General features: G+C 64.6%; 24 protein-coding genes and 1 pseudogene. 24 read left to right on the plus strand and 1 reads right to left on the minus strand.

Annotated elements, in window-relative coordinates; genetic code table 11:
* Positions 1–1,094: 1,094 nt before the first annotated feature.
* Complete coding sequence (locus AB3X98_RS35350) at positions 1,095–1,301, plus strand: hypothetical protein (protein WP_368606832.1); 207 nt, start codon at positions 1,095–1,097, stop codon at positions 1,299–1,301.
* Positions 1,302–1,497: 196 nt separating this feature from the next.
* On the plus strand, positions 1,498–1,959 hold the full coding sequence (locus tag AB3X98_RS35355) for a hypothetical protein (RefSeq protein WP_368606833.1): 462 nt from the start codon (positions 1,498–1,500) through the stop codon (positions 1,957–1,959).
* A gap of 1,089 nt (positions 1,960–3,048) precedes the next feature.
* Here the strand turns inward: AB3X98_RS35355 and AB3X98_RS35360 are convergent.
* On the minus strand, positions 3,049–3,459 hold the full coding sequence (locus tag AB3X98_RS35360; protein WP_368606834.1) for a hypothetical protein: 411 nt from the start codon (positions 3,457–3,459) through the stop codon (positions 3,049–3,051).
* Position 3,460: 1 nt separating this feature from the next.
* On the opposite strand from AB3X98_RS35360, the gene AB3X98_RS35365 reads away from it, so the two are divergent.
* From AB3X98_RS35365 to AB3X98_RS35470, 22 genes and pseudogenes are all read left to right on the plus strand, one after another.
* Positions 3,461–3,607 (plus strand): tyrosine-type recombinase/integrase, encoded by a 147-nt coding sequence (locus AB3X98_RS35365; RefSeq protein WP_368606835.1) that lies wholly within the window; start codon positions 3,461–3,463, stop codon positions 3,605–3,607.
* Positions 3,608–4,051: 444 nt separating this feature from the next.
* Positions 4,052–5,048: pseudogene (locus tag AB3X98_RS35370) on the plus strand (ShlB/FhaC/HecB family hemolysin secretion/activation protein).
* 724 nt (positions 5,049–5,772) lie between these two features.
* Positions 5,773–5,973 (plus strand): hypothetical protein, encoded by a 201-nt coding sequence (locus AB3X98_RS35375; protein ID WP_368606836.1) that lies wholly within the window; start codon positions 5,773–5,775, stop codon positions 5,971–5,973.
* 270 nt (positions 5,974–6,243) lie between these two features.
* On the plus strand, positions 6,244–6,642 hold the full coding sequence (locus AB3X98_RS35380; protein WP_368606837.1) for a hypothetical protein: 399 nt from the start codon (positions 6,244–6,246) through the stop codon (positions 6,640–6,642).
* A gap of 119 nt (positions 6,643–6,761) precedes the next feature.
* Positions 6,762–7,211, plus strand: a complete 450-nt coding sequence (locus AB3X98_RS35385; protein ID WP_368606838.1) for a hypothetical protein — start codon at positions 6,762–6,764, stop codon at positions 7,209–7,211.
* Between the two features lie 820 nt (positions 7,212–8,031).
* Positions 8,032–8,733, plus strand: a complete 702-nt coding sequence (locus AB3X98_RS35390; protein ID WP_368606839.1) for a beta-ketoacyl synthase chain length factor — start codon at positions 8,032–8,034, stop codon at positions 8,731–8,733.
* A complete protein-coding gene (locus tag AB3X98_RS35395; RefSeq protein ID WP_368606840.1) occupies positions 8,717–9,511 on the plus strand; it encodes a lysophospholipid acyltransferase family protein in 795 nt (264 codons plus the stop codon). The genes AB3X98_RS35390 and AB3X98_RS35395 overlap by 17 nt, the downstream gene beginning before the upstream one ends.
* Positions 9,486–9,785, plus strand: a complete 300-nt coding sequence (locus tag AB3X98_RS35400) for a phosphopantetheine-binding protein (RefSeq protein WP_368606841.1) — start codon at positions 9,486–9,488, stop codon at positions 9,783–9,785. The genes AB3X98_RS35395 and AB3X98_RS35400 overlap by 26 nt, the downstream gene beginning before the upstream one ends.
* Before the next feature lie 3 nt (positions 9,786–9,788).
* A complete protein-coding gene (locus tag AB3X98_RS35405) occupies positions 9,789–10,040 on the plus strand; it encodes an acyl carrier protein (RefSeq protein ID WP_028208535.1) in 252 nt (83 codons plus the stop codon).
* A gap of 65 nt (positions 10,041–10,105) precedes the next feature.
* Entirely contained in the window at positions 10,106–10,705 is a 600-nt protein-coding gene (locus AB3X98_RS35410; protein WP_368606843.1) for a hypothetical protein, read from the plus strand.
* Positions 10,702–12,411, plus strand: coding sequence for an AMP-binding protein (locus tag AB3X98_RS35415; protein ID WP_368606844.1), 1,710 nt, complete (start codon positions 10,702–10,704; stop codon positions 12,409–12,411). Before AB3X98_RS35410 ends, AB3X98_RS35415 begins: the two co-directional genes overlap by 4 nt.
* Positions 12,412–12,533: 122 nt before the next feature.
* The gene (locus AB3X98_RS35420; RefSeq protein ID WP_368606845.1) at positions 12,534–13,556 is read left to right on the plus strand and encodes an IS110 family transposase; all 1,023 of its coding nucleotides are present in this window, start codon (positions 12,534–12,536) and stop codon (positions 13,554–13,556) included.
* A gap of 287 nt (positions 13,557–13,843) precedes the next feature.
* Positions 13,844–15,634, plus strand: a complete 1,791-nt coding sequence (locus tag AB3X98_RS35425) for a glycosyltransferase (RefSeq protein ID WP_368610388.1) — start codon at positions 13,844–13,846, stop codon at positions 15,632–15,634.
* The gene (locus AB3X98_RS35430) at positions 15,631–16,071 is read left to right on the plus strand and encodes an acyl-CoA thioesterase (protein ID WP_368610389.1); all 441 of its coding nucleotides are present in this window, start codon (positions 15,631–15,633) and stop codon (positions 16,069–16,071) included. Before AB3X98_RS35425 ends, AB3X98_RS35430 begins: the two co-directional genes overlap by 4 nt.
* A 41-nt stretch (positions 16,072–16,112) precedes the next feature.
* Positions 16,113–16,736, plus strand: a complete 624-nt coding sequence (locus tag AB3X98_RS35435; protein ID WP_368607169.1) for an outer membrane lipoprotein carrier protein LolA — start codon at positions 16,113–16,115, stop codon at positions 16,734–16,736.
* Between the two features lie 59 nt (positions 16,737–16,795).
* The gene (locus tag AB3X98_RS35440) at positions 16,796–19,165 is read left to right on the plus strand and encodes an MMPL family transporter (protein WP_368610397.1); all 2,370 of its coding nucleotides are present in this window, start codon (positions 16,796–16,798) and stop codon (positions 19,163–19,165) included.
* On the plus strand, positions 19,162–20,343 hold the full coding sequence (locus AB3X98_RS35445; protein WP_368610398.1) for a beta-ketoacyl-[acyl-carrier-protein] synthase family protein: 1,182 nt from the start codon (positions 19,162–19,164) through the stop codon (positions 20,341–20,343). The genes AB3X98_RS35440 and AB3X98_RS35445 overlap by 4 nt, the downstream gene beginning before the upstream one ends.
* Positions 20,344–20,351: 8 nt before the next feature.
* Complete coding sequence (locus tag AB3X98_RS35450) at positions 20,352–20,837, plus strand: hotdog family protein (RefSeq protein ID WP_368610390.1); 486 nt, start codon at positions 20,352–20,354, stop codon at positions 20,835–20,837.
* Positions 20,834–21,559 carry a 3-ketoacyl-ACP reductase FabG2 gene (locus AB3X98_RS35455; RefSeq protein ID WP_368607191.1) on the plus strand — a complete coding sequence of 242 codons (726 nt, stop codon included), beginning with the start codon at positions 20,834–20,836 and terminating at the stop codon, positions 21,557–21,559. The genes AB3X98_RS35450 and AB3X98_RS35455 overlap by 4 nt, the downstream gene beginning before the upstream one ends.
* Positions 21,559–22,785: a beta-ketoacyl-ACP synthase gene (locus AB3X98_RS35460; RefSeq protein ID WP_368610391.1), complete on the plus strand. Its 1,227-nt coding sequence runs from the start codon at positions 21,559–21,561 to the stop codon at positions 22,783–22,785. Before AB3X98_RS35455 ends, AB3X98_RS35460 begins: the two co-directional genes overlap by 1 nt.
* A 2-nt stretch (positions 22,786–22,787) precedes the next feature.
* Positions 22,788–24,032 carry a beta-ketoacyl synthase N-terminal-like domain-containing protein gene (locus AB3X98_RS35465; protein ID WP_368610392.1) on the plus strand — a complete coding sequence of 415 codons (1,245 nt, stop codon included), beginning with the start codon at positions 22,788–22,790 and terminating at the stop codon, positions 24,030–24,032.
* A gap of 35 nt (positions 24,033–24,067) precedes the next feature.
* On the plus strand, positions 24,068–24,520 hold the full coding sequence (locus tag AB3X98_RS35470; protein WP_368604626.1) for a signal peptidase: 453 nt from the start codon (positions 24,068–24,070) through the stop codon (positions 24,518–24,520).
* The last annotated feature ends 82 nt before the right edge of the window (positions 24,521–24,602 follow it).

The following is a 24,602-nucleotide window of genomic DNA, read 5'->3' on the forward strand; positions in this document are numbered from 1 at the left end:
TTGGAGACGAAAGCCCAAGAATTCGCGCGGTCCGGGCTCCCCGGGTTACTGCGCGGCTCACCTGGTAACGACGAGCAGCGCAAAAACGTGATTGAAAATGTAATCGGGCGACGAAGCGATGTTCTTCAAGCATTGCACATGAAACTCGGTCGAGGTGTTCCGCTGCGTGTCGTGACCAGTTGCCTCAGCAATTTTCCCCCCGTCTCGACGAGACCTTTGCAGTGAGAACGGGCGGCACGGTCGCAATTCCCCATGCCGTGAGGAGTGCATCAAAGCAGGGCTCAGTGGATCGCTGTTTCACGGCCGGTAGTGGCCGGCCAGTGAGTACGTACAGATGCAGCCCGGCAGAATTGCTTCCTCTAGCATTGACGCGTTTGAATACGCCGTGACGCTCGCAGTATGCGATGGCGTCCGCAGCCTCCCTGCGACTCATCATCCCTGTGGATGCGAGCTGGCCCGCGCTCGCGGGTTGATGCTCATTGAGCCAGTGCAGCGCCTTGTTGGCGTTAACGTGTACCTTCATTGCGCCTGCGACCGGTAGAGTGAGCTCATACCAGCAAATACAGGTTCAGCGCAATCGGAGGCGAAGGCACGCAGTACTCGACCTGTGACCGCTATCGCGGGCGTACCAGTCCGGCACGGTGTCATGTTGAAGGGCGAGACCGCTTCGCTCCAGTGAGCCCCACGCTTCGCAACGAAAGTCACCAGTGCGATGCTGAAAAGCGCAAGCACGATTGGCGAACAGGCGTAGAACAAACGGATGTCCATAAACCCTGACCGTCCAGGCAGACGACCAAACAAAAAAGAATGCCACGCCCGACGGGGCGGCGCTGAAGAGAGCGTGAGTTGACTCAAGCCCACGCCGACAGGATCAGTCATATTGAGTGCGGGCGCAACAAGGACGGACGGAATCATCGCCGACGAGCAACGTTTCTGTCATGAATCGTCAAATCTGACACTCCCTGAGAATTGCCCTGGATCGACCATGTCCTCAATCATGTAGCCTCGCCAGTTCTACGCGCTACTGAAACTCAAGTAGCGGGGAGCGCCCTGCAATCGGCTCGGCTTTATCTGGTATCGTCGGGCGCAGAGCAATGAACAATCGCTGTCGTTGGCTTCTCGTACGCAAGCTTTGGGAAATGCTCGTCGCCGTCATGGAGGTGGCCATCGCAGATGGCGAGACCCGGGGGGACGCAAGCGCGCCGTCTGAACAGCGCTGTATTACCCTGCTCGCCATCCGTCACGCCGCCTTTGCCGCGATGGGCTTTTTTGGTCTCACAAAGACGCTTTCCAGTGCGTAGATCGCGCCTTCGGGCGCACAGGCGCCGAACTTCGGCATCACTGCAAGCGGTTTGCCGTGGGAGCATGGTCAAACCGTGTCGCGCTGGCGTGTCACTTAACACTTATTCGCCCGTTATGAAAACCCTTCTTCTCATCGTCCTCTGTCTCTCGACGACCTCCAGCTTCGCTGCAAGCCAGGTTCTACTGGAGACTCCGGTGACCTATGCGCCGGACGCTAGCGTAGTTGAACAGATCCGGAACGAATGCCACATCGAAGACATGCTGACGCGCCACATCAGCATGGCGCTGCGCAAGATCAACAGAACCGGCGACGGTACCGTCGCATCGCAGACCGACGCGGGCGATGCAAAGGTTCTCCGATTGCAGATCACCCACGTGCTGGGCGTCGGCGGCGGCATGTGGAGCGGCCCCAAGGCTACGACGGTGACGGCGGATCTGATTGAAGACGGCAAGGTCACTCGTCATACGAAGATTAACCGCTGGTCGGTCGGCGGCGTATGGGGCGGGTTCAAGGGGAGCTGTTCGATTCTCGACCGCACGACAATTGCGATTAGCAAGGACCTGAGCCGTTGGGTGCGCGATCCATCCTACGAGATCAAGGAAGAGGCGCCTCCTAAAGAAGCTTCCGGGCCGGCGGATCAAGCTGATCCTGAGTAGACCGAATAAAGTGCAGATGAAGCTGTGACCGGCGAAGACACATGACGAACGAGGGGATGCCGGGTAAACAACGGGATGACCGACTTTGAATCGACTTTTCTGGTCCACTAATTCGTCCAGAACAGCGGGGCAGGTGGGCTCCATGCGCGCATCGATGATGGTCATCTGTGGGGTCTGTCTAGCGGGCAGATCGCGGGCACCAGCCAAGGGCTCGATTCCGTGGCGGTTGTGCACCCTCGTTTGGCCGTCCAACGATCACGTATGTGACGACGGGCATCAATTCCACGTGGGCAACTGCGACGCGCGAGCGCTCAGGTCAAATCCCGGGTCTCACGTCCGAACATCGCTAATCCGGTGGCGAATCTGGTTGGTCTTGAGATCATTAAGCGCGTGACACGGAAAGACGAAAGCCCCGGGCCGTGCGTGGGGAATCCCGGGGCTTTCTGGGTTCCGGTCGATGCGCTTTCGGAGAGTAACCGGAACTTGTCCACGATTCTATAGGGCTACCGCGGAACGCGATGTCAGACATTGTCAGAAAAAAACGCCGCGCTGGCAGCGGGCATACGCGACACTGTCGCTGATTTGTTCCAAGGCAGGCGCGGCACGTGCAATTTGCCGGCGGCTCGGCGAATGCGTATCCCGATTCAAATAACGTTGACTGCGGGCTCACCGATTTCGGCGAACGGGACTGCAGGCGCTGGACGTGACGGCTGAGCAGAGCGAGGGCGCAGCGCCGGCGATCGTGCGCTCGCCGCGGCGCTGTATGAGGCGGCCCGGCGGGCAGCCTTGACGGATTGAAGACGGCCTCTCGGCCATGCATCTGCGGCTCGCGGGCGCGCAGGTTGAAAACCTGCAGTGGCATGAGTGCATGACGCGCTATGTCCGTCCCTATACGTTCTTCCGCGGTGATGCCGTACCGCTAGATCGAGGGCTATTACTTGACTTTTCCTTCCAACGAATACGAGCGCATGGCGGCTTTTATGCGAAGGTGCCAGGGCAGGGTGATGCTCAGCATCGAGGATCACCTCGATATTCGACCGTGATAAATAGCAAGGGGTGGCCCGTCGACCAGCCTGACCTGGGTCATCACTAACCTCGAGCCAAGGACATGGACAGGCGGGCTTTTCTGAACGCGTTATCCGTCGCGACTGCCCGCAGGTCGTTAGCCTGGCGCGCCAGGGCGCTTTTCGCCTCGGGTTTGCCTGCCGCATTGCGCGCGACGCGCAGCCGCACCACCTCGTCGAACTCCCTCGCGTCCTTCTCGATCAACTCCCGCAGCCGGGATTCGAGGGCGTCCCTCTGGCCGAGGATGTGCCGCAGGAGCCGTTTCGACCGGCCGGCATTCGTCCTTTTCCAGACTTTTGAGGTACACGGTGCGGCTGAGCCGGGCAGCCAGCAATCCCATGCGCCGCCGCGCTGCCGGAGCCAGGCGAGGCGCGGCTGGCGCAGGACGACGGAACGCTGTTCCTGGCGCTGACGGGCGAGCCGAGCGGTCCGCAACTTGGGGAGCTGGTGCGGGATTACAGGGTCAACTCCAGGTTCCTGCCACCTGTTTCGTCACGCGATGGCGACGCTGATGCTGGAGAACGGGGCGGACGTGCGCTTCGTGCAGGTAATGCTGGGCCACGCTCAGCTCACGAGCACGTAGCAGCATACGCAGGTAGCGATCCGTGTGCCGAAGGACATCCATACGGCGAGACACCCGGTGCCGCTGGAGCGGCAGGAGGACACCGCGCGGATGAACGGGGAGCCGCAATGGCTGCAGCGGCGGATTTAGTGAAAACCGCGTTGCGCGCGAGACGAACGGCAAGTCAGCCTTCGGGCTGGCCTTTTTATGTCTTGGGCCTGACAAAGATTGACAGTGTGATGGTCTGAGCTTGCCTAGAATCAGCACGTCGAGCGCATGGTGGCGCGCTCGCGCTAATTAGCCTCGTCTCTGGTATAGACAATGTCCGCCGAACATCGAGCGACGTCTATGAAATTCAATGAGATAGGAAACACCATCCCGAATTTCACATCAGCCGACATGCTGAAAATATTAGTTGAAGCGGGCGGCGGTAAATAATTTACTCCGATGAAGAAGAATAAGAAGATGCTGGTACTGCTGCCGGTCGCAGACTTTGCGTCGCTCGCCTCGAACGCCCAGACCCCGCCCGACGTAGCGGCAGCGGCGCGCGCCAATGCCGAACAACAACAGCAGGTCCAGCAGCAGCGCGACGCGCACCAACGCGCGTCGAGCGTCGCTGCGGCGACTGTGCGTTCGACTGCGCCGATGGCGGGCGAATGGCCGGTTTTGCCCGTCGACACGCCATGCTTCCGTATCGACAAGTTTGACGTCGAGGTGCCCGACACGCTGCCCGAAATGAACCGCGAGATCCAGCGCGTGATCCGCCGCAGCCAGGGCGATATCCTGGGCCTCGAATTCCAGCTTATCAAGCGCTGGGGCGCGAGCTTCATCGCGGATACCGCGATTGCGCAGCAGGCCCGCAACAACACGTTCATTGAGGGCGGCCTGACCGATCGGCATTACCTCGGCGCTGCGCAGTTCAACGGCACGCTCGCCTATCGCCAGGGCGTTGGCGGGCTGGGCGCAACGGCTGACCCATACCCCACCGGACCGACCTATCGCCTCCACATGGCAACGCTCGACGCGAACCTTTCGGTGCCGTTCGCGATCGGCAAGCAGGCCCTGCGCTACGTGACGAGGCTGCACGGCCAGTACAAGGGTGACTCGCTTTTCTATCTGGATGATCTCACGATCGGCGGCCGCTACACAGTACGCGGGTTTGACGGCGAGAAGATGCTCGCTGCCGAGCACGGATTCTACTGGCGCAACGAACTGCAGTTGCCTCTCGGGCAGACGGGGCAAACTCTCTACGCGGGCATCGACTACGGCCATGTGTTCGTTCCAGGAACGGCGGTCCTCGCCAGCACGCAACGGGCCGGTGCGGTCATCGGCATCCGTGTCGGCATGCCCGCGAAGCATGCGGGCTTCTCATGACTTCTTCGCTGGCATGCCGGTCTACAAGCCGGCCGAATTCCATACGGCCCGCGTCACGCTGGGATTCCAGTTGACGGGACAGTTCTAAAACGCCCGATGCCGGGGCCAACATCGAGAACCCAACTATGCAATCATCGTTTCATCGGCCCTTTCTTTTCGCTGTTACCCTGATCATGGCGATCCTGTTCGCCTGTGGCGGGAGCGGCGATGGCGGGGCGCCGGCATGAGCACATCTGCTTCGTCGTCCTCCTCACCTTCTTCAACTTCCACGCCCTCGACGGCCGCTGGCCAGCCGCCGTCCGCCCAGGCAGCATGCAGGCAGGCGGGCAGCTTTACCTATTCCGGGTCGGCCGCGCAAGTGGCGTCGAACAATGGTGAGCTTGCCGTAGTGGTCGTACCCAGCTTGCCCGCCGCCTACCAGAAGAACCGGAATTTCAGGGCTCCTGCTGCGCCCGCGTCGCGTCAAGTGCAGCAAACGGGGGGTGGGTTTACAACGCTGGCGTCATCGGCTGCGGCGACTGACCGTCTGGGGCTCGCGCACGGCACGGTAACCGACATTCAGGGGGTTGGCAGCGATGTCGCGATTGGCCGTTGGATTCAGGCCGAGGACACAGACGGCAATACCTATACCAGTCAGCAGGGTCTTCACTATGCTGTCGGCACGCCCCTGTCGCTTTCGGCGACGAGCGGTGCGCTAGTCTGTACCCAGTCGATTGCAGACACGGTTGCGAACACTGAGAGCGGTCCCACCGGCACGCTCAGTGCGACCTCCCACGCTCGACCTGGGTGCGCGAACGCTGAACAATCTGAGCATGTCGATCAATGGGACCAGCCTCAACACCCTGACGAAATCGCAAATGCCGCTGAACGCCACTGCGACCGACGGGCAGCTGTCCATCCAGTCGGTGGTCGTGGGGCACGACGCAACTCACCCGCTGGTTGCTCTCGGCTACTCGGCCAACTTGCCGAATGGAGAAGGGATCGGCGGAGTCGTGGTGCTCTCGTGTCGCTGATGAACTACGTGGCGCATGACTTGTTCTTATCTCGACACGCGGTTTCTAGCGCGTTCGGGGCCGGCCCTCCAGGCAATGTCCGGCGATCTGCGTCAATCGTCACGCTGGGCTTCCAGATGAGGGCGCAATTTTGAGGATTTCCTTCGTGGTTGACCGCCACTGCGCTCGCAGCGTTGGCTCAAGTAGCGCCGGCCGTGAGGTTGACGTTTTGGGGGGGCACCAATGAGCAAGGCTCGACGGGGCAAAAGGGGGAAGGGCCGGCGCCCGTTGATGCGCGACATGCTGCTGCCGCTTCCCGTTCAGAAGGCGCGGGCGCTCTCGCTCGAATACCATCTTGCACTGTCGGTGCTAGCTGCGCGGCGGGGTGGCCAGGACGAGGCCATCAGACTCATGCAGGCGGTCTACCATGCACGCTTCATGCAAGGCTCCGGATCCGGGGATGCCGCTCTGCTCGGTATGGCGGAAACGGCGCTCGATGACATGGTGGCGCGTGTGGATGCTGGCGGAGCCTGGGTGGTTTCGGATGCCGAGCAGGTAGCCATCGCAAACGCGATCGCGATACACGACCGGCTGACTAACACCGTGCCCTATCATCGTTTTGCTGCAGCCTGGGAGCGGATGCAGTACTTCGGACGCCAGCTGCAGGAAGCTCAGGAAGCTGCGGCATGAAGCAGGGACTTGCTTTGGACCAACGGGGCCTGTGCCGCTTTGTCATAGACGGTTGGGCCGAGCCATACGGAATGGCGCGATCGTTCTAGGATCGCGTGGTTCAATTGATAGAGAGATGGATGAACAAAGGAAAATTGCTGGGTGTCATCGTTGCATGCCTGTCAGTGACGGCATGCGACTGGTTTCACAATGGACCGGGCGCAGGTGACATCGATGCCGCAGTGCGTCGCGCGCTGGACGCAATCAACAAAGGCGGTGTCAATGCGCTGATCGGCAATCCGTTGCCGACATCAGCGACCGTTGCGTCGGTCAAGCCCGATGGCGATTGCGTGAAAATAAGCAACATTGGCACCGAGACGTTCGACTGTAGAGTCAGCATATCCATGCAGGCAGTGGACGCGAACGATGTGGGCAAGGCCCTGCACGTCGATTTGCTGTTTTCGAAGGATAGCGGCGGCCAGTGGCAGACGTCGGATATCGACCAGGCGCTCGCAGTGGGGGCGGCAAAGTCACTGTTCGATCACGTAAACCACTCGCTACCGGGTCACGCGGCATCGCAGCCTTCATGACCACGACCTGATGAACAAGGGTACGTGCTGCCGCACCAGTTCGAAACCCCTGCAGGTAAAGGTCTGCATCGGGCGCGCGCACGGCGATCAACAAGTCCTCACGTCTGATGCATTGCCTTGGGTTATGCATTACGCACTGACATTGCCTGACAGTTTTTTCTGCCTGGTTACCTTAGCCTAGCGATGGCGGCTGCATCCGGTCCTTGCAAGTCGCCAAAGTGGGTGGAACTCTCGTTTGCGCGCCGGTGGCATGGCGCGCTTTTTTTCACATCCAGTGCATGAGCGACAAAGTCTGGATCCCCTTTGTGTGCATCGTTTATGTCAGGTAAATAGAGACAGCCTAACCCGTGAGCTACGACAGCAGTCACGTCCTGCGAGTTACCGGACGGGGCAACGCGCGCATGGGCCCTCGAAGGCGTTCTGCAAGGCTGGAGAAACTGTCGGGCGGCAGGCCGGTTCGCGCATAGCGAGAGACTGGCATGCTATTCGGGGGAGGGCGGACAGCTTGAGTGTAGTTCTACTGCATCTTTGACATTTTTTGACGATGTCAGATCCGGCGACCAGTAAGGTGCATCGCGGCACTTGACGACGCTTTGCACACAGTGCCTGGAGTGGAAAACGACGCGAGGAGGAGGGACGCAGTGGTTGGCGGACAGCAACCCCCTGGATGAGAGCCGCGCGCCCTAAATGATCCGCATAGCATGTTGTTTAAGGATAAACGAGTGCTTTGCCCAGAAAATTTACGGGCCGAGGAAGAATAAACACACGCCGTCCGGGGTCGAGAGCCCGCACGCTGCGGCCGCCGTTATCGTCAACCCCTATGCCTGATTTGTCGTGGACCATGCCCGTGGCGCGCTGGTCCTTCTGGTCTTCCGCATCGGAAAGTGTGCCTGAGGTTGCGTTCGTCGATCCGATGATGCGCCGCCGCCTGAGCGCGCTTTCGCGGATGGCGCTGAAGGTGGCGGGCGACTGCGTCGATGCGCAAACCAGGACGCGCGTGGTTTTCGCATCGCGGCACGGCGAGTTGCGCCGCACAACGGACATTCTGCGCGACATCGAGGCAAACAAGCCTGTTTCGCCGAACGCCTTCAGCCTTTCCGTGCTCAATGCGATGACGGGGCTGTTCGGCATCGTGCGCGGCGACCGTTCGCCGGCTACGGCCCTCTCGGCAGGGGCACAGACGCTGGGCTACGCGCTGCTCGAAGGCCATGCGCTGCATACGGAAGACCCCGAAAGCCCGGTCCTGATCGTCTACGCCGACGAACCCGCCGACGCGCGCTACGGCACGGTCGAGCAGGAGGTGCAGCGCGGCGCGTTCGCGTTGCTGCTCGATGCGAGCGAGGCGCCGCAAGGCCGGCTCGCCTGCTCCATCACAGAAAACAAGCAGGGCCCGGCAGCACAGGCGCGCGAATTCGCTACGCAAAGCGAAGCGCTGCATCACTGCCTGAGCGGCGGCGAAAGCGCCGCGTGGCAGGGCAGGGGCGGCACATGGCAATGGAGCTGGCATGTCGGCTCGGCTTGATCACGGCTGGCGGCTCTTCGCCACCGGCTTCTGTCTCGCGTTGTTCGGCGCGTGCGGGCTGCTCTTCTCGGTGATCTTATTTCCGCTCGCAGCGGTCTGGCCGCATCGCGCTTCGCGGCAGCGCGCGGTTACCACCGTCATTCACTGGTTTTTCCGCTCGCTCGTGGCCGCCTTGCAGCGCGCGGGCGTCATGAAGCTCGACGTGGCCGGCGCGAACGCGCTGCGCTCGGGCGCACCCGCCATCGTTGTCGCGAACCATCCCACCTATCTCGACGTGGTGGTGCTGCTCGCGCTCACGCCTTCGGCCTGTTGCGTCGTGAAGAATGCGCACTGGCGCAACCCGTGCTTCTGGGGCATCGTGCGCGCTGCCGAGTACGTGAGCAACGCCGATCCCGCAGGCTTTGTGCAGGACTGCGCGCGCCAGATCGCGAACGGCTACAGCATGATCATTTTTCCCGAAGGCTCGCGCAGCCCCGCGCCGAATCGCCTGCACGCGTTCTCGCGCGGCTTCGCGCATACGGCGCTCGAGGCCGGCGCGCCGGTTCTGCCCGTGCTCATGCACTGCGATCCGCCCGCCTTCACCAAGCAGATGCGCTGGTATCACGTTCCGCAGCGACCCTTCCGCATGAGCGTGAACGTGCTGGCGCCCATCGGCGTGCAGCCGCTCGCGCCGCGCGACATGCCTTCCGCACTCGCCGCGCGCAACGTCACGCGCACCATCGAGGCGCAAATCACACAGCACCTGTTTGACTATGGATACTTTAAAACTGGAAATTAAGCGGCTCCTGATCGAGGCGCTCGATCTCGAGCATCTCACGCCCGCCGATATCGACGACGACGCGCCGCTGTTCGACACCGACGGCGTGGGACTCGACTCGATCGACGCGCTGGAGATCGGCATTGTGCTGCGCCAGCACTATCAACTGACCATCAACGCCGACGACGAAAACGTGCGCGGCTACTTCCGGTCGATCAACACGCTCGCGGCGCTCGTCGCGGGCCAGGCAAACAAAAACGAGGCGCTGGAAGCCACTGCAGGGAAAGGGGATTGAATCATGAACGAAGCTGAAATTCTCGACCGTATTCGCGAGATCTTTCACGAGAACTTCGATATCGATCCGGCGCGCGTCACGCCGGAGGCGCATCTGTTCGAGGAACTGGATCTGGACAGTATCGACGCCGTCGATCTGGCCATCAAGCTCCAGGAAATGACGGGCCGCCGCATCAAGCCGGAAGAGTTCAAACAGGTGCGCACGGTGGGCGACGTGATCGCCGCGGTCGAGTCGCTGCTCGTGACCCAGGCTTGAGGCCATTCGTGACGGTTCTTCGCGAGCACGCCTCGGCTGAGCCTGACGCTGCGGGTGAAAGCAACGTGGCAGACAGCCGGGCGCGCAGCAAGTGGAAGCTGCTGGCGGGTCTCGCCTACCCGGTCGTGATTCTCTGCGCGTGGCGCTGGGATTCGCCGCGCTTCGTGGGCTTGTTGCTGCTGGTGCTGCTCTGGATGCAGCGCGTGGCCGGCACGGGCGCGCTCGCGGCAACGCTGCGCAAGCTCACGCCGGTGGACTGGGCCGTGGCCGTCATGCTCAATGTCGCCTCGGTGGCCATCGTCATCACCAATAGCGAACGGCTCATGCGCCTGTATCCTTCACTCGTGAATCTCGGGCTGCTCGTCGCATGCGGCGCGACCCTGGTAAAGGGGCCGTCGATGGTCGAAAAATTCGCACGTTTGACCTATGCCGATCCGCCCGTGCACATCGTGCGCTATACGCGCCGCGTCACGCAGCTCTGGTGTGTTTTCTTCGCTTTGAATAGTGTGTTTTCAGCCTGGACGGCGCTTGCCTGGCCCACTCGCGCCTGGTCGCTCTACAACGGCATGCTCGCCTATGTGATCATCGGCGCGCTGCTCGCCGGCGAGTTCGTCTGGCGTAAATGGATCATGCTGCCGCGTGGTGCGCGACGGGAGGCGGCGTGATTGCGTTGCACGAGCTTCTCGCGACGCGCTGCCGCGAGCCGCGCAGCGTGGTTTGCGTCGATGGCGCCAACGTGACGGCCTTCGCTACGTTCCGTGCGCATGCACTGGCCATTGCGACGCGCCTGCGCACGCGGCCGGGCCTGCGCTTCGCGCTCTGGAGCGACGACCCGTATCTGTTCGCCTGCGCTTTGTTCGGACTGCTTGCGGCCGGCAAGGTGCCCGTGATTCCGGCGAACGCGACGCCGGGCTATCTCGCCGAACTGAGCGACGCGTACGACGCGGTGCTCGACGAAAACGAGCTTGCGGCGTGGTGCGCCGACACGGCTGCGGTTCAACCCGTCGAACCCGGCATGGCGATCGACGCGAATGCGATGCTCACGCTCTTCACGTCGGGCAGCAGCGGCACGCCGAAGCCCGTACACAAGACGCTCGCGCAGTTCGACGCCGAAGTGCATACGCTGGAAGCCGCATGGGGCGCGCTGCTGGGCGACGCGGCCGTGCTCGCGAGCGTGCCGCATCATCACATTTACGGGCTGCTGTTCCGCGTCTTCTGGCCACTGGCCGCGGGAAGGCCGTTTGGCCGCGCGACCTGTGCCGACCCGGCGCAATTGCAGGGGCGTATCGCCGAATGTTCGGCGCAGTGTGACGCGACCGTCGTTGTTTCGACGCCTGCGCAGCTCTCGCGCTGGCCCGATCTGCCGGGATTCGCGACACTCGGTCCGCAGCCGCGCGCGTTTTTCTCGTCGGGCGGCCCGCTGCCGCTCGACACGGCGAAGCAATATGCCGCCACGTTCGGCGCCGCGCCACTGGAGATTTATGGCAGCACGGAGACGGGTGGCATCGCCTGGCGCAGACAAACCGAAGCGCAAGCGTGGACGCCCATGCCGGGCATCGCCGTGCGCGCAGGCGCAGCGGAAGAGGGCGGCGCGCTCGAAGTGCGCTCGCCGCATCTGAGCCACGACGGCTGGCATCGCACCGACGACAAGGCCGCGTTCGACGAGCACGGCCGCTTCGTGCTGCAAGGGCGTCTCGACCGCGTGGTCAAGCTCGACGGCAAGCGTGTGTCGCTCGGCGAGATGGAGAGCAAGCTGCTGCTGCATCCTGGCATTGCCGAAGTGAGAACGGTGCTGCTCGAAGGCGGCTCGCGCGAGCGCATCGGCGCGCTCGTGGTGCTCACCGCAGAGGGCCGCGAAACGCTGCGTCGCGACGGCCGCGTTCTGCTCCTGAAAGCATTGCGCCGCCATCTCGCCGCCTGGTTCGACACTGTCGTTCTGCCGCGCCACTGGCGCATTCATCGCGCGCTGCCAGCCGACTCGCGCGGCAAGGTTCAGGCACAAGCGGTTGCCCGCGCGTTCGCGGCCAGCGAAGAAGGGTTCGAGCTGCTCGCTCAATGGGACGACGCAGAAGGGCGGGCATTCGAATTACGCGTGCCGCACACGCTCGTTCATTTCGCGGGCCACTTTCCGGGCCTGCCGATTCTGCCGGGTGTCGTGCAGGTGGACTGGGCGATGCGTTTCGCACGCGATTGGGTGCCCGGCGTGCGCGCGCTCGCCTCGATCGATCAACTGAAATTCACCATGCCGGTGCCGCCGGGCGTGCTGCTCAAGCTCGTGCTCAAGCACGACGCCGCGCGCCGGCGCATAGCGTTCGCGTGGCGCGTCGGCGAGCGTGACTGCGCGTCCGGCGCTTTCGTATACAGGGAATGAAATGAACGCGTCCCACCCCGTGACCGAGTAGGAAGAAAAGGCAGGTGGATCCTCACGGGCCAACGGCATCGAAGTGCCCAAAGTGGAAAATACGAAGTTTTCCAAGGCAACCGGAGGATCCACTGGTTAATCGTACAGCAGTGGGGGTGGATATAGCGAAAAACGTGTTCCAGGTGCATTACGTCGATCAGGAAACTGGCGAAATCGTGAACAAGCCGGTCAAGCGGGCGAAGTTCCTCGAGCATTTCGCGAACCGCACTCCTTGCCTGGTCGGAATGGAGGCGTGCGGTGGGGCGCACCATTGGGCCCGACAACTGACGAAGATGGGCCACGAGGTGAAACTGATGCCGGCGGAGTTCGTGAAGGCATTCAACATCAGGAACAAGAACGATGCAGCGGACGCGAAAGCAATCTGGCTGGCCGTGCAGCAGCCGGGTAAGCCGGTCGCGGTAAAGACCGAGATGCAGCAGGCGATGCTCGCACTGCACCGGATGAGGCAGCAGCTTGTGAAGTTCCGCACGATGCAGGTCAACAACCTTCGAGGACTTCTGACGGAATGCGGCGAGGTGATGAGCAAGGGGCGGGCGAAGCTGGACAAGGAAATACCGGGTGTGCTCGAACGAATCGCAGAGCGCCTGCCTGCTGTGCTCATCGACACGTTACGCGAACAATGGAACGGGCTGGCGAAGCTGGACGAGCAAGTTGCGGAGATCGAGCGGCGCATGCGTGAGTGGAAGAAGGAAGATAAGGCGGTGAAAGCGATCAGCGAAATTCCCGGCGTCGGGCTGCTGACCGCGACGGCGGCAGTCGCGATGATGGGCGACGCGAAAGCGTTCAGTTCGGGGCGCGAATTTGCTGCGTGGGTTGGGATCGTACCGAAACAGACGGGTTCGGGCGGTAAGGTGAACCTGCACGGCATATCGAAGCGCGGCGATACGTATCTGCGCACGCTGCTGATTCACGGTGCGCGTAGCGTGATCGAGAACGCAAAGGAGCCCGGTGAATGGGTCGAGCAGATGCTCAAGCGCAGGCCAAAAAACGTCGTGATCGTCGCATTGGCCAACAAGATGGCGCGAACGATCTGGGCGGTATTGGCCCATGACCGGTCGTACCAGAAGGGTTACGTGGGCACAAAGCCGGTTTGATCGGTAAATGCCACGCTGAAGATTAACGTTTAACACAGGGTGAACGTCGAAAGGTTGCGCAGCAATCGAGTGTGATGACAAACCAGGTAGGACCGGGACTCGCTAAACCTGCATGCGATCTGGAGCTTCGAGCACGACCAGGGAATGAGGTGCGAGTCAGCGTATTTCATAGGGGGCCGTGGCAGTAATATTCGCCACAAGAAGCCCGGATATAGAGATGCAGCCCATCCTGTCAGTCGGAACACACGAGAACTGTTGCAAACGGGACGCGTTCATATAGAGCCCGCATGAGCCTCGCGGCCTGTATCGTCATTCCGATCTACAACCACAAGGACGCGATCGGCGGCACCGTGGCGAATCTGATGGTCCACGGCCTGCCGCTCATCGTCGTGGACGACGGCAGCGACGAAGCCACCCAGCAGGTGCTGGCGGACCTCGCGCGCCGCTACGCCGGCAAGCTCACGCTGCAGCGCCTGGCCGTGAACGGCGGCAAGGGCGCGGCGGTGATGGAGGGGCTGCGCGTCGCGCGCGACGCCGGCTATACGCACGCGCTGCAGATCGACGCCGACGGCCAGCACGACGCCGCGGACGTCCCGCGCTTTCTCGCGGCAGCGCAGGCCAATGCGCGCGCGGTCGTGATCGGCCAGCCCGTGTACGACGAGAGTGTGCCGAAAGCGCGCCTCTATGGGCGCTATCTGACCCACGTGTGGGTGTGGATCGAGACGCTCTCGTTCACGATTCGCGATTCGATGTGCGGCTTTCGCCTCTATCCGCTCGACCTCGCGTGCGCGCTGATCGACAGCGTGAAGCTGCCCGAGCGCATGGACTTCGACATCGAGATTCTCGTGCGCCTGCACTGGCGGCGCGTGGCGTTCGTCTCGATTCCGACCGCCGTCACCTACGCGGCCGATGGCGTCTCGCATTTCGACGTGCTGTGGGACAACGTGCGTATCAGCCGCAGCCATACGCGGCTCGTCGCAGGCATGCTCGCGCGTCTGCCGCTGCTCCTCGTGCATAAGGTCCTGCCGCAGGTTCTGGCACGGACGGCGGCTGCGGGCGACGGCAACGACCCGTGGTGGCGCACTGCCGAACGCGGCAGCCGGCTCGGCATGGCGCTGCTCGCCTGGAGTTGCGGCCTGTTCGGGCGGCGCTTCACCGCGCTTTGGCTGCATCCGATCGTCGCGTACTTCCTCGTGACGGGCCGCCCCGCGCGGGACGCCTCGCGGCGCTATTTCGACCGGCTGCAGCAGTGTTCGCCGGAGCGCGAGACGCCGCGCCCCGGCTGGTTCACGGCCTACCGCCATATGCTCTCGTTCGCGCAATCGGGCTTCGACAAGCTGGCCGCCTGGACGGGCCGCGTCGGTCCGGCCGACGTGGAGATCGACGACCCACGCGCGTTCGACGCGTTGATCGCGAGCGGCCGCGGCGCGCTCGTGATCGGCTCGCACCACGGCAACCTCGAGATGGCGCGGGCGCTGGCCGTGCGCGGCGCGCAGACGAAGGTGACGGCCATCGTCTACACGGAGCACGCGAAACGCTTCAACAGCGTGCTGGCTACCGCCCATCACGATTTCGCGCAGCATCTCGTGCCGGTGAGCGACTTCGGCCCGCAAACGGCGCTGATGATGCAGGAGCGCATCGAGCGCGGCGAGCTGCTCGTCATCGTCGGCGACCGCACGCCCGCGCGCGAAACGGGCCGTACCACCGAGGCGCAATTCCTCGGCGAGACCGCCGCGTTTGCTCAGGGACCCTATGTATTGGCGCATGCGCTCGCGTGCCCCGTTTATCTGTTGTTCTGCCTGAAAGAGCGCACGGGCTACCGGCTTTACTTCGAGCCGTTCGCCGAGCGTATCGAGCTGCCGCGGCGGGGCCGCGCCGAGCATATTGCGGCATGGGCGCAGCGCTTCGCGTCGCGCCTCGAACACTATTGCCGCAAGGCGCCTTACCAATGGTTCAACTTCTACGATTTCTGGGCGCGCCCCAGTGAGGACCGTGCGCTCGAACACGAACTGCGCGCCATGACGGAGCGAATCGCAACCGGCGAATTCCTCGGGCCGAACGCGGAGGGCACGCCATGAGCGAATCACGCAAGGTTGCGCCGATGTTGAGCGCGAGCGCGAATGTGGAAGTGCCGTTCCATGACGTGGACGCGATGAATGTCTGCTGGCACGGCCACTATCTGAAGTATTTCGAGTTCGGCCGCGCGGCGCTGCTGCGCAAGTTCGACTACGACTATCGCGAGATGCAGGCGTCCGGCTACGTGTGGCCCGTCGTCGAAGCGCATTTGAAGTATGTTCGGCCCGCCGTTTATGGGCAGCAGCTCGAAGTCTGCGCACATCTGCTCGAGTACGAAAATCGCCTGAAAATCGGCTACGAAGTCTACGATCGCGAATCGCGCACGCGGCTCACGAAGGGCTACACGATCCAGGTCGCCGTGAGCGCCGCCACGCAGGAGCTGCAGTTCGTCTCGCCGCCTGTCGTGTTCGAAAAGCTGGAGCGTGCATGGGCGCGTTGAAACGATGCGCGGCGGGGGCCGCACTGCTTGCGCTTCAGTCGATGTGGATGCCGGCGCAGGCCGCGACGGTACCTGCGAACGTGAGCACGGACGCCGGCGACGCGGCACTCGTCTCGCAGATCGCGTCGCGGCTTGCGCGCGCGAACGGCGTGCGTGCGCATTTCACGCAAACGCAGACGCTTGCCGCGATGAAAGCCCCGCTCGTCAGCACGGGCTCGCTGCTGTTCTTTCGCGAGCGCGGCGTGATCTGGCAGGTCGAAACGCCGTACAGGAAAACGTGGGTCATGCGCGACAGCGGTGTCACCGCGATCGATGCCAACGGTCAACCCGATCAGCGCACCCGGAACGGCGGCGCGCAGGGCGCGCGCGGTGCGGCAGAGATTGCGAAGATGATGCGGGCGATGCTCGGCGGCGACCTGAGCGGGCTGTACTCGCAATTCGACGTAGCGGCGCGCGGCACGCCTTCGCAATGGCAGATGCGCCTCGTGCCGCGCCAGCCGCAGATCGCGCAGGCGCTGCGCGGCATCGAGATGGAAGGCGGCGACTTCCTGCGCAGCTTGCGCATCACGTTCGCCAACGGCGACGTCACGCAGTATGACTTTAGCGGCAGCGCGCAGGTGTCCGAACTCTTGCCCGCCGACCAGAAACTTTTCGGAACGCCATAGTGAGTTCCTCGGAGCTTCGCACCGCAACCCAGCCGTGGCGGCAGTGGACGCTGCGCGCCATGTGGCTGCTGCTCGCGCTCGCGGCGGCGCTGTATTGCGCCTGGCGCTTTGCGGGGCCGACGCCCCTGCAGACGAACCTGCTCGCACTGCTGCCGGCAACCGAGGCCGACCCCGTGGCCGAAGAGGCCGTGGACCAACTCGCGAGCGCGCTCGGCAACCGCGCCGTGCTGCTCGTGTCGAGCAGCGACGCGGCGCACGCGAAAGCGGCAGCGGGCCAACTGGGCGCGGTGCTGAGCGCGAGTCACGCGTTCGCTTCGGTGACGGCGCAAGTCCCGCCGTTCGACTTCGGCCGCATCGCGCGTTTCTACCTGCCATACCGCTTTGGCCTGCTCACGGCGCAAGACCGTGTGCTTGCGTCCGGGAGCACCGAAACGCTGCGCGGCGCGCTCGCCGAGCGCCTCTATGGCCTGCCGAACGCGGGTCTCGCAACGTCGCTCGCCGACGATCCGTTCGGCTGGCTTCAGCAATGGCTCGCAGGGCTGCCGCTCGCGGCATCGAATCTCAGCATCGAGGACGGTTTCCTCGTTGCGCACCACGGCAACACCACGAGCGTGCTCTTGATCGGCACGCTGCCTGGGTCAGCCTACGAATCCGACGTTCAGCGAGGCGTGCTGCTTGCCGTCGCAAACGGCGAAGCGGCGCTCAAGACGTCGTGGCCCGACGTCACGGTCGCGCGCACGGGCGCCGTGTTCTATGCCGAGTCTGCGCGGCGCGCCTCGGAGCGCGACGTCCATGTGATCGGCATCGTTTCGGCGGTGGGCATCGCGCTGCTCATGCTCTGGATCTTCCGCTCGCCTCGGCTGATCCTGCTCGGTTTCGTTTCCACCGCGCTCGGCATCGTGTGCGCGCTCGCGGCCACGATGCTCGTCTTCGGCAAGCTGCATCTGCTGACGCTCGTGTTCGGCGCGAGCCTGATCGGCGAGGCGGTCGATTACTCCATTCAGTACTTCGTCGTCTACCTCGGCACGCGGCACGGCTGGGATTCGCGGCGCGGCGCGCGGGAGGTGCTGCCCGCGCTCACGGTGGCGCTCAGCACGAGCCTGCTTGGCTACGCCATTCTGACGTTCGCGCCGTTTCCGGCGCTCAGGCAGATCGCGTGCTTCGCCATCGTCGGCATCTTCACGGCTTTCGCTTCTGTTGTCTGGCTGCTGCCGAGCCTCATGACGCAGCCCGCGCGCCGCAGTCCGCATACGCTCTTCGCGGTGGCCGCGGCCTCGCTCGCGAAATGGCAGGCGCTGATCGGCGGCCGTCGCGCGTGGGGCGTCGCGCTGGCGCTCGTTGTCATCGCCGTGCCGGGCTGGCTGCAACTGCGAAGCGATGACGACATTCATCTACTGATCCAACGGGACCCGGCGCTCGTCGCGCAGGAGCGCGTGGTGTCGAGCGCGGTGGGGGCCGACAACAGCGCGCAGTTCTTCGTCGTGCGCGGCGCGTCGCCCGAGGCCGTGCTCGAGCGCACCGAGGCGTTGTGCGCGCGGCTCGGCACGCTCACGGGCGCGTCCGCGCTGTGCGGCTGGCAATCGGTGACGTCGTTCGTGCCGTCCGAAGCGCGGCAGCGGGCCGATCGCGCGCTGCTCGGCGCGCATGTGTTCGCCGATCCCGCCGCCTTGCGCTCGCTGCTGGGCGCAGCGGGCTTTCGTGACGAGGTGGCGCAAACGTGGCTCGATGCCTGGGCGCACTCGCGCGCTTCCATGCTGCACGTGGACGACTGGCTTGCCGAACCCTGGTCGCAGCCGTTCCGCCACTTGTGGCTCGGCCGTTCCGCGAGCACGCCCGGTGCATTCGCGGCGATCGTGATTCCGCAGGGCGTGTCCGCTGCGAATGCGCACGCGCTGCTCGACGTCGCGCACGCGTTGCCCGGCGTGAGCTTCGTCGACAAGGCGGCGAGCATGTCGCGGCTCTTCGGCGTGTATCGACAGGACGGCGCGATCTGGCTCGCGGGCGCGCTCACGCTCGTGTTCGCGCTGCTGATGTTCCGCTATGGCTGGCGCGGGGCGATCGCGGTCGCGCTTCCGGTATGGCTCGCCATCGGCGTCACGCTCGCAGCGTTCGGCTATGCGCACGTGCGCATCAATCTCTTCAACATGCTGGCGCTGATGCTCGTGCTCGGCGTGGGTGCGAACTATGCCGTCTTTCTGCGCGAAGGCGCGATGCGCGCTGCCACCGATCGCGGCGCCGTATGGACGGGCGTGCTGCTGTCCGCCGCGACCACGCTGCTCTCGTTCGGCATGCTCGGCATGAGTTCGATGCCCGCGCTCAAGAGCTTCGGCGCCACCCTGTCGCTCGGCATCATGGTGTCCGTCATGCTCGCGCCTATCGGCATAAGCGGAACAAGCGGCATGCCCACGAATCAACGGAGAAAGGCCTGATGGCGCTCCCTGTCTATTTGCATGCGCTCGGCATGGTCAACGCGCTCGGCGACGACGTCCCTGCGATCGTCGGTGCACTCACACGCGGCGAGGCGCCCGGCATGGGGCCGATCGCGACACGCACCGGTACGGCGTTCGCGGGCAGCGTGAAGGCGCCGCTCGACGTCGCGCCGCCCGCATCGCTCGCCTGCTACGACTGCCGCAACAACCGGCTTCTGCTCGCTGCACTGGCACAGATCCGCAGCGCCATCGAAGCCGCGCGCGAACGCTTTGGCGCGGGCCGTATCGGCGTCGTGCTGGGTACGAGCACGTCGGGCATCAGCGCCGCGGAAATGACGTTCACCCAGCCTGCGCAGCAAGAAGCCGCTTCGACGTTCGACTACCGCCAGATGGAGATCGGCACGGCCGCGCCGTTCGCCGCCGCGGCGCTCGATCTGCGCGGCCCGGCGTACACGATCTCCACGGCGTGCACGTCGAGCGCGAAGGCATTCGTCGCAGCGCGCCGTCTGCTGCGGGCGAACCTGTGCGATGCCGTCGTCGTGGGCGGCGTCGATTCGCTTTGCGAGCTCACGCTGCAAGGCTTCGCCTCGCTCGAATCGACGAGCCCCGTGCGAACCAATCCGATGAGCGCGCAGCGTCGCGGCATCAACATCGGCGAAGGCGCGGCGGTGTTCCTGATGACCCGCGAGGAAGGGCCGGTGATGCTCGCGGGCGCGGGCGAGTCGAGCGACGCCCACCATATTTCCGCGCCCGACCCGCAGGGCACGGGCGGCGAACTTGCATTGCGCGCGGCCCTCGCCGACGCGGGCATCGGCGCGGCCGCGATCGGCTACGTCAACCTGCACGCAACGGCCACGATCAAGAACGACCAGATGGAAGCGCATCTGATGGCGCGCGTGTTCCCCGACGGCGTGGCCGCGAGCGGCACGAAGCCGCTCACGGGCCATACGCTCGGCGCGGCGGGCGCGAGCGAACTGGGCCTGGCATGGCTCGCGCTCGCTCGCGACGACGTCGCGCTGCCGCGCCATCTGTGGGACGGACAAGCCGACCCGGCGCTGCCCGCGCTCGACCTGATCGAAGGCGTGCGGCATTTGCCGCGCAACGGCGTGCGCCAATACGTGATGAGCAACTCTTTCGCGTTTGGCGGCAGCAACGTGTCACTCATACTCGGACGGTGATCGAGGCCATGAATTCCGCTCTTTCCTCCCCGACGGATGCGTTCCCGCCGATCGAGACGATCATCCCGCACCGCGGCACGATGCTGCTGCTCGACTCGGTCGCCGCATGCAGCGACGAATCGCTCACGGCGCTTGCCGGCGTGCGCGCCGATGCGTGGTACGCCGACGAGCAGGGCGCGATGCCCGCATGGATCGGCATCGAACTGATGGCGCAGGCGATCGCCGCCCACGTCGGCCTGCTGTCGATGCGCGAAGGCAAGCCCGCGCGCCCAGGCGTGCTGCCCGGCACGCGCCGCTATGAGGCGGCTCAAGCTGCGTTCGCAGGCGGCGCGCCACTCAGCGTGACGGTTAGCGAACTGCTGCGCAGCGAAGAAGGCCACGGCGCATACGGCTGCACCATCAATCAGGAAGACAAACTATTGGCCGAGGCCACCGTGAAGGTGTATCAGCCGCGCGATTTCCAGACTTTCATCGAGGAGAATTCCAGATCATGAGCCGGCGTGTTCTCGTTACCGGCGCGAGCCGCGGCATTGGTCGCGCGATCGCCTACCATCTTGCCGCGGACGGCTTTGCCGTCACCGTGCATTGCCGCACGGGACGCAACGAAGCGGATGCCGTCACGGCAGGCATCGTCGCACAGGGCGGCACGGCCAGCGTGCTGCAGTTCGACGTGCGCGAGCGCGCCGCATGCCGCGCGGCGCTGGAAGACGACGTGGCGGCGCACGGCGCCTACTACGGCATCGTCTGCTGCGCGGGCGTGACGCGCGACGCCGCGTTCCCCGCACTGACCGACGAAGACTGGGACATCGTGCTCGAAACTGGCCTCGACGCGTTCTACAACGTCGTCCATCCGCTCGTCATGCCGATGGTGCGTGCGCGCAAGGGCGGCCGGATCGTAACGGTGGCCTCGGTGTCGGGCGTCACGGGCAATCGCGGGCAGGTCAACTACAGTGCCGCCAAGGCGGGGCTGATCGGCGCGACGAAAGCGCTCGCGGTGGAACTGGCCACGCGCAACATCACAGTCAACAGCGTCGCGCCCGGGCTCGTCGATACGGGCATGCTCGACGACGTGCCGCTCGAACACGCGCTCAAGGCCGTGCCGATGAATCGCGTGGGGCAGCCCGCCGAAGTCGCGGCCGTGGTCGGCTTCCTGATGTCCGACGCGGCGTCTTATGTCACGCGCCAGGTCATCGGCGTCAACGGCGGGATGGTCTGATGAAGCGCGTCGTCATTACCGGCATGGGCGGCGCGACCGCGCTCGGCGATCAGTGGGCGCAGGTCGAAGCCGCGCTCAAGGGCGGCGTCAACGCCGTCAAGCGCGTGCACGACTGGGACTATATCGAGGCGCTGCATACGCGCCTCGCGTGCCCGCTGCCGGCGTTCACTGCGCCTGACTATTACCCGCGCAAGAAAACGCGTTCGATGGGCCCGGTCTCGCTCTACGCCGTGCGTGCGAGCGAGCACGCGCTGGCCGACGCGGGCCTGCTCGACGATGCGTCGATCAAGGACGGCCGCATGGGGGTGGCGTACGGGTCCTCGGCGGGCTCGGTCGAGCCGGTGCGCGCGTTCGGCAAGATGCTCGAAACGGGCTCGATGAGCGATGTGACGTCGAACAGCTACGTGCAGATGATGCCGCACACCACGGCCGTGAACGTGAGCCTCTTCTGGGACCTCAAGGGGCGCATCGTGCCGACGTCGTGCGCGTGCGCTTCGGGCAGCCAGGCAATCGGCTACGCCTACGAGATGATCGCGAACGGCAAACAGACGCTGATGCTCGCGGGCGGCGCCGAGGAACTCTCGGGGCCCGGCGTGGCGGTGTTCGACATGCTCTATGCCACGAGCACGCGCAACGACGAGCCGCAACTCACGCCACGTCCGTTCGATGCCGCGCGCGACGGGCTCGTGGTGGGCGAGGGCGCGGCGACGCTCGTGCTCGAGGAATACGAGCATGCCGTGGCGCGCGGCGCGCGCATTCATGCGGAAGTGGTGGGCTTCGGCTGCAATTCGGATGGCGCGCATATCACGCAGCCCACGGCGGCGACGATGGCGGTCGCGATGCGCCAGGCGCTGGCCGACGCGCATTTGGCCCCCGAAGCGATCGCGTATGTGAATGCGCACGGCACCTCCACGGATCGCGGCGACGTGGCCGAAAGCCAGGCCACGGCGGAGACCTTCGGTGCACGCATGCCGATCAGCTCGCTCAAGAGCTATATCGGCCACACGCTCGGCGCCTGCGGCGCGATCGAGGCCTGGTGGACGATCGAGATGATGAAGCGCAACTGGTACGCGCCCACGCTCAACCTGACCCAGGTCGATCCGGCCTGCGCGCCGCTCGACTACATCCGGGGCGAGCCGCGCACGATAGACGCCGAACACGTCATGAGCAACAACTTCGCGTTTGGCGGCGTGAACACGTCGCTGATCTTCCGGCGCGCGCGTTGAGCATGCGGACATCGCTATCAGCGCGCAGCTTGCAGCGCGTCGTCGTGACGGGCATGGGCATCGTCTCGTGCCTCGGCAATACGCTCGACGGCGTTTCTTCGCGCTTGCGCGACGGACGCGGCGGCATCACGCGCGTTCAGGCGTGGCGCGAACGTGGTTTCGCGAGCCAGGTGGCGGCCGTGGCTTCGGTTGCGGGCGAAACACCGTTCGAGCGCAAGGCCGAACGCTTCATGGGCGACACGGCGCGCTTCGCTTGCCACGCCGCACACAGCGCCATCGCCGATGCCGCTCTCGACGCACACGCGCTGCTCAGCCCTCGGGCCGGCGCGGTGGTGGGCTCGGGCGTCGGAACGATGTCCGCGTACGACGCGGCCATGGAAAGCGCGAACACCCGAGGGGTCGACCGCGTGCCGCCCTATACGGTGCCGCAGGCGATGAGCAGCACGACATCGGCGAATCTTGCGCACGTGTTCGGAATGCAAGGCGTCACGTATTCGCCTTCGTCGGCGTGCACGACTTCCGCGCTCGCGATCGGCCAGGCCATGCAGCTGATCCAGACGGGCCGCCAGGACATCGTGCTCGCGGGCGGCGCCGAAGGCCTGCACGACAACATGACGCTGATGTTCGACGCGATGGGCGCACTCTCGCGCGGCTTCAACGACACGCCCGAACGGGCGTCGAGGCCCTATGACGCGCAGCGTGACGGCTTTGTGATCGGCTCGGGCGCTGGCATCCTCGTGCTCGAATCGCTCGCGCATGCGCAGGCGCGCAACGCGCGCATCTACGCGGAGCTGACCGGCTACGGCCAGTGCACCGACGGTGCGCAGATGGTCGCGCCGCAGGCGGGCGGCATTGCGCGCGCAATGCGCGAGGCGCTCGCCGAGGCCGGCTGCCGCCCGGACTACATCAACACCCATGCGCCTTCGACGCCATCTGGCGATGTCGAGGAGCTGCTCGCGTTGCGCGCCGTGTTTGGCGGCGAGGTGCCTGCGTTCTCGTCGACGAAGGCGCTCAGCGGCCATCCGCTCGGCGCGTGCGGTGCGCACGAAGCCATTTACACGCTGCTGATGATGCGCGATCGCCGGATTGCGGGTGCCGTGGGCATCGAGGCACTCGATGCGGCTGCCGCCGGCATGCCGCTCGTGCGTGAAACGCGCGACGCACGCATCGATACGGCGATGTCGGTTTCATTCGGGTTCGGCGGCAGTTGCGTCAGCCTGGTGTTTCGCGCCTGGAATGCAGTCTGAAGTTTCGGGCAACCCTGAAGATAATGAGGATTCCAATGAAAAAGACTTGCCTCACGCTGAGCACCGCCGCGATCGTCAGCCTGACGTTGGCCGCTTGCGGATCGCAGCGCCTCACGCTGCCGATCCAGCCCGCAGCTTCGCTCTCGACGGCGAAAGCCGCGTCCAGCGCGGACCCCGCCGCAAAGATCGCCGTGTATTTCGGTGCGCAGCCGCATCCGGAAGTGGTGCGCCACGTCGGTGATACCTCGCATCCCTTGCGTGTCGCCCGCGCGACCGACGGCGCCGAGGCCAGCTGCAACAAGGTGCTCGCCATGGCACTCGACAAGCTGCGCGCGGACGCCCACAACAAGGGCGCCAACGCCGTCATCAACGTGACCACGCGCTTTCACGGCAGCGAAACCGGGTCGGCCACCGAATACACCTGCGGCGTGAGCCAGAGTGCAGCGGCCATCGCCGTCACAGGCGATCTCGTGATCCTGGCAAACTGAAGTGACGGGGATCGCCAAACAGTACGAAAAACGGCGCGAAGCACGGTGCAGGGCGGCTCAGGCCGCCTCGAGCAGCTCAGGT

This window comes from Paraburkholderia sp. BR14312 (genome assembly GCF_040948675.1).
Classification (GTDB): Bacteria; Pseudomonadota; Gammaproteobacteria; order Burkholderiales; family Burkholderiaceae; genus Paraburkholderia; species Paraburkholderia nodosa_A.

Bases quoted from the DNA above. Each gene is read 5' to 3' on its own strand.
- AB3X98_RS35430 (WP_368610389.1), top strand. From the start codon at position 15,631: ATGAGCGAATCACGCAAGGTTGCGCCGATGTTGAGCGCGAGCGCGAAT.
- AB3X98_RS35385 (WP_368606838.1), top strand. From the start codon at position 6,762: ATGAACAAAGGAAAATTGCTGGGTGTCATCGTTGCATGCCTGTCAGTG.
- AB3X98_RS35470 (WP_368604626.1), top strand. From the start codon at position 24,068: ATGAAAAAGACTTGCCTCACGCTGAGCACCGCCGCGATCGTCAGCCTG.
- AB3X98_RS35405 (WP_028208535.1), top strand. From the start codon at position 9,789: ATGAACGAAGCTGAAATTCTCGACCGTATTCGCGAGATCTTTCACGAG.
- AB3X98_RS35460 (WP_368610391.1), top strand. From the start codon at position 21,559: ATGAAGCGCGTCGTCATTACCGGCATGGGCGGCGCGACCGCGCTCGGC.
- AB3X98_RS35375 (WP_368606836.1), top strand. From the start codon at position 5,773: ATGTCGATCAATGGGACCAGCCTCAACACCCTGACGAAATCGCAAATG.
- AB3X98_RS35390 (WP_368606839.1), top strand. From the start codon at position 8,032: ATGCCTGATTTGTCGTGGACCATGCCCGTGGCGCGCTGGTCCTTCTGG.
- AB3X98_RS35425 (WP_368610388.1), top strand. From the start codon at position 13,844: ATGAGCCTCGCGGCCTGTATCGTCATTCCGATCTACAACCACAAGGAC.
- AB3X98_RS35450 (WP_368610390.1), top strand. From the start codon at position 20,352: ATGAATTCCGCTCTTTCCTCCCCGACGGATGCGTTCCCGCCGATCGAG.
- AB3X98_RS35440 (WP_368610397.1), top strand. From the start codon at position 16,796: ATGTGGCTGCTGCTCGCGCTCGCGGCGGCGCTGTATTGCGCCTGGCGC.
- AB3X98_RS35435 (WP_368607169.1), top strand. From the start codon at position 16,113: ATGTGGATGCCGGCGCAGGCCGCGACGGTACCTGCGAACGTGAGCACG.
- AB3X98_RS35455 (WP_368607191.1), top strand. From the start codon at position 20,834: ATGAGCCGGCGTGTTCTCGTTACCGGCGCGAGCCGCGGCATTGGTCGC.
- AB3X98_RS35400 (WP_368606841.1), top strand. From the start codon at position 9,486: ATGGATACTTTAAAACTGGAAATTAAGCGGCTCCTGATCGAGGCGCTC.
- AB3X98_RS35350 (WP_368606832.1), top strand. From the start codon at position 1,095: ATGAACAATCGCTGTCGTTGGCTTCTCGTACGCAAGCTTTGGGAAATG.
- AB3X98_RS35395 (WP_368606840.1), top strand. From the start codon at position 8,717: ATGTCGGCTCGGCTTGATCACGGCTGGCGGCTCTTCGCCACCGGCTTC.
- AB3X98_RS35465 (WP_368610392.1), top strand. From the start codon at position 22,788: ATGCGGACATCGCTATCAGCGCGCAGCTTGCAGCGCGTCGTCGTGACG.
- AB3X98_RS35380 (WP_368606837.1), top strand. From the start codon at position 6,244: ATGCGCGACATGCTGCTGCCGCTTCCCGTTCAGAAGGCGCGGGCGCTC.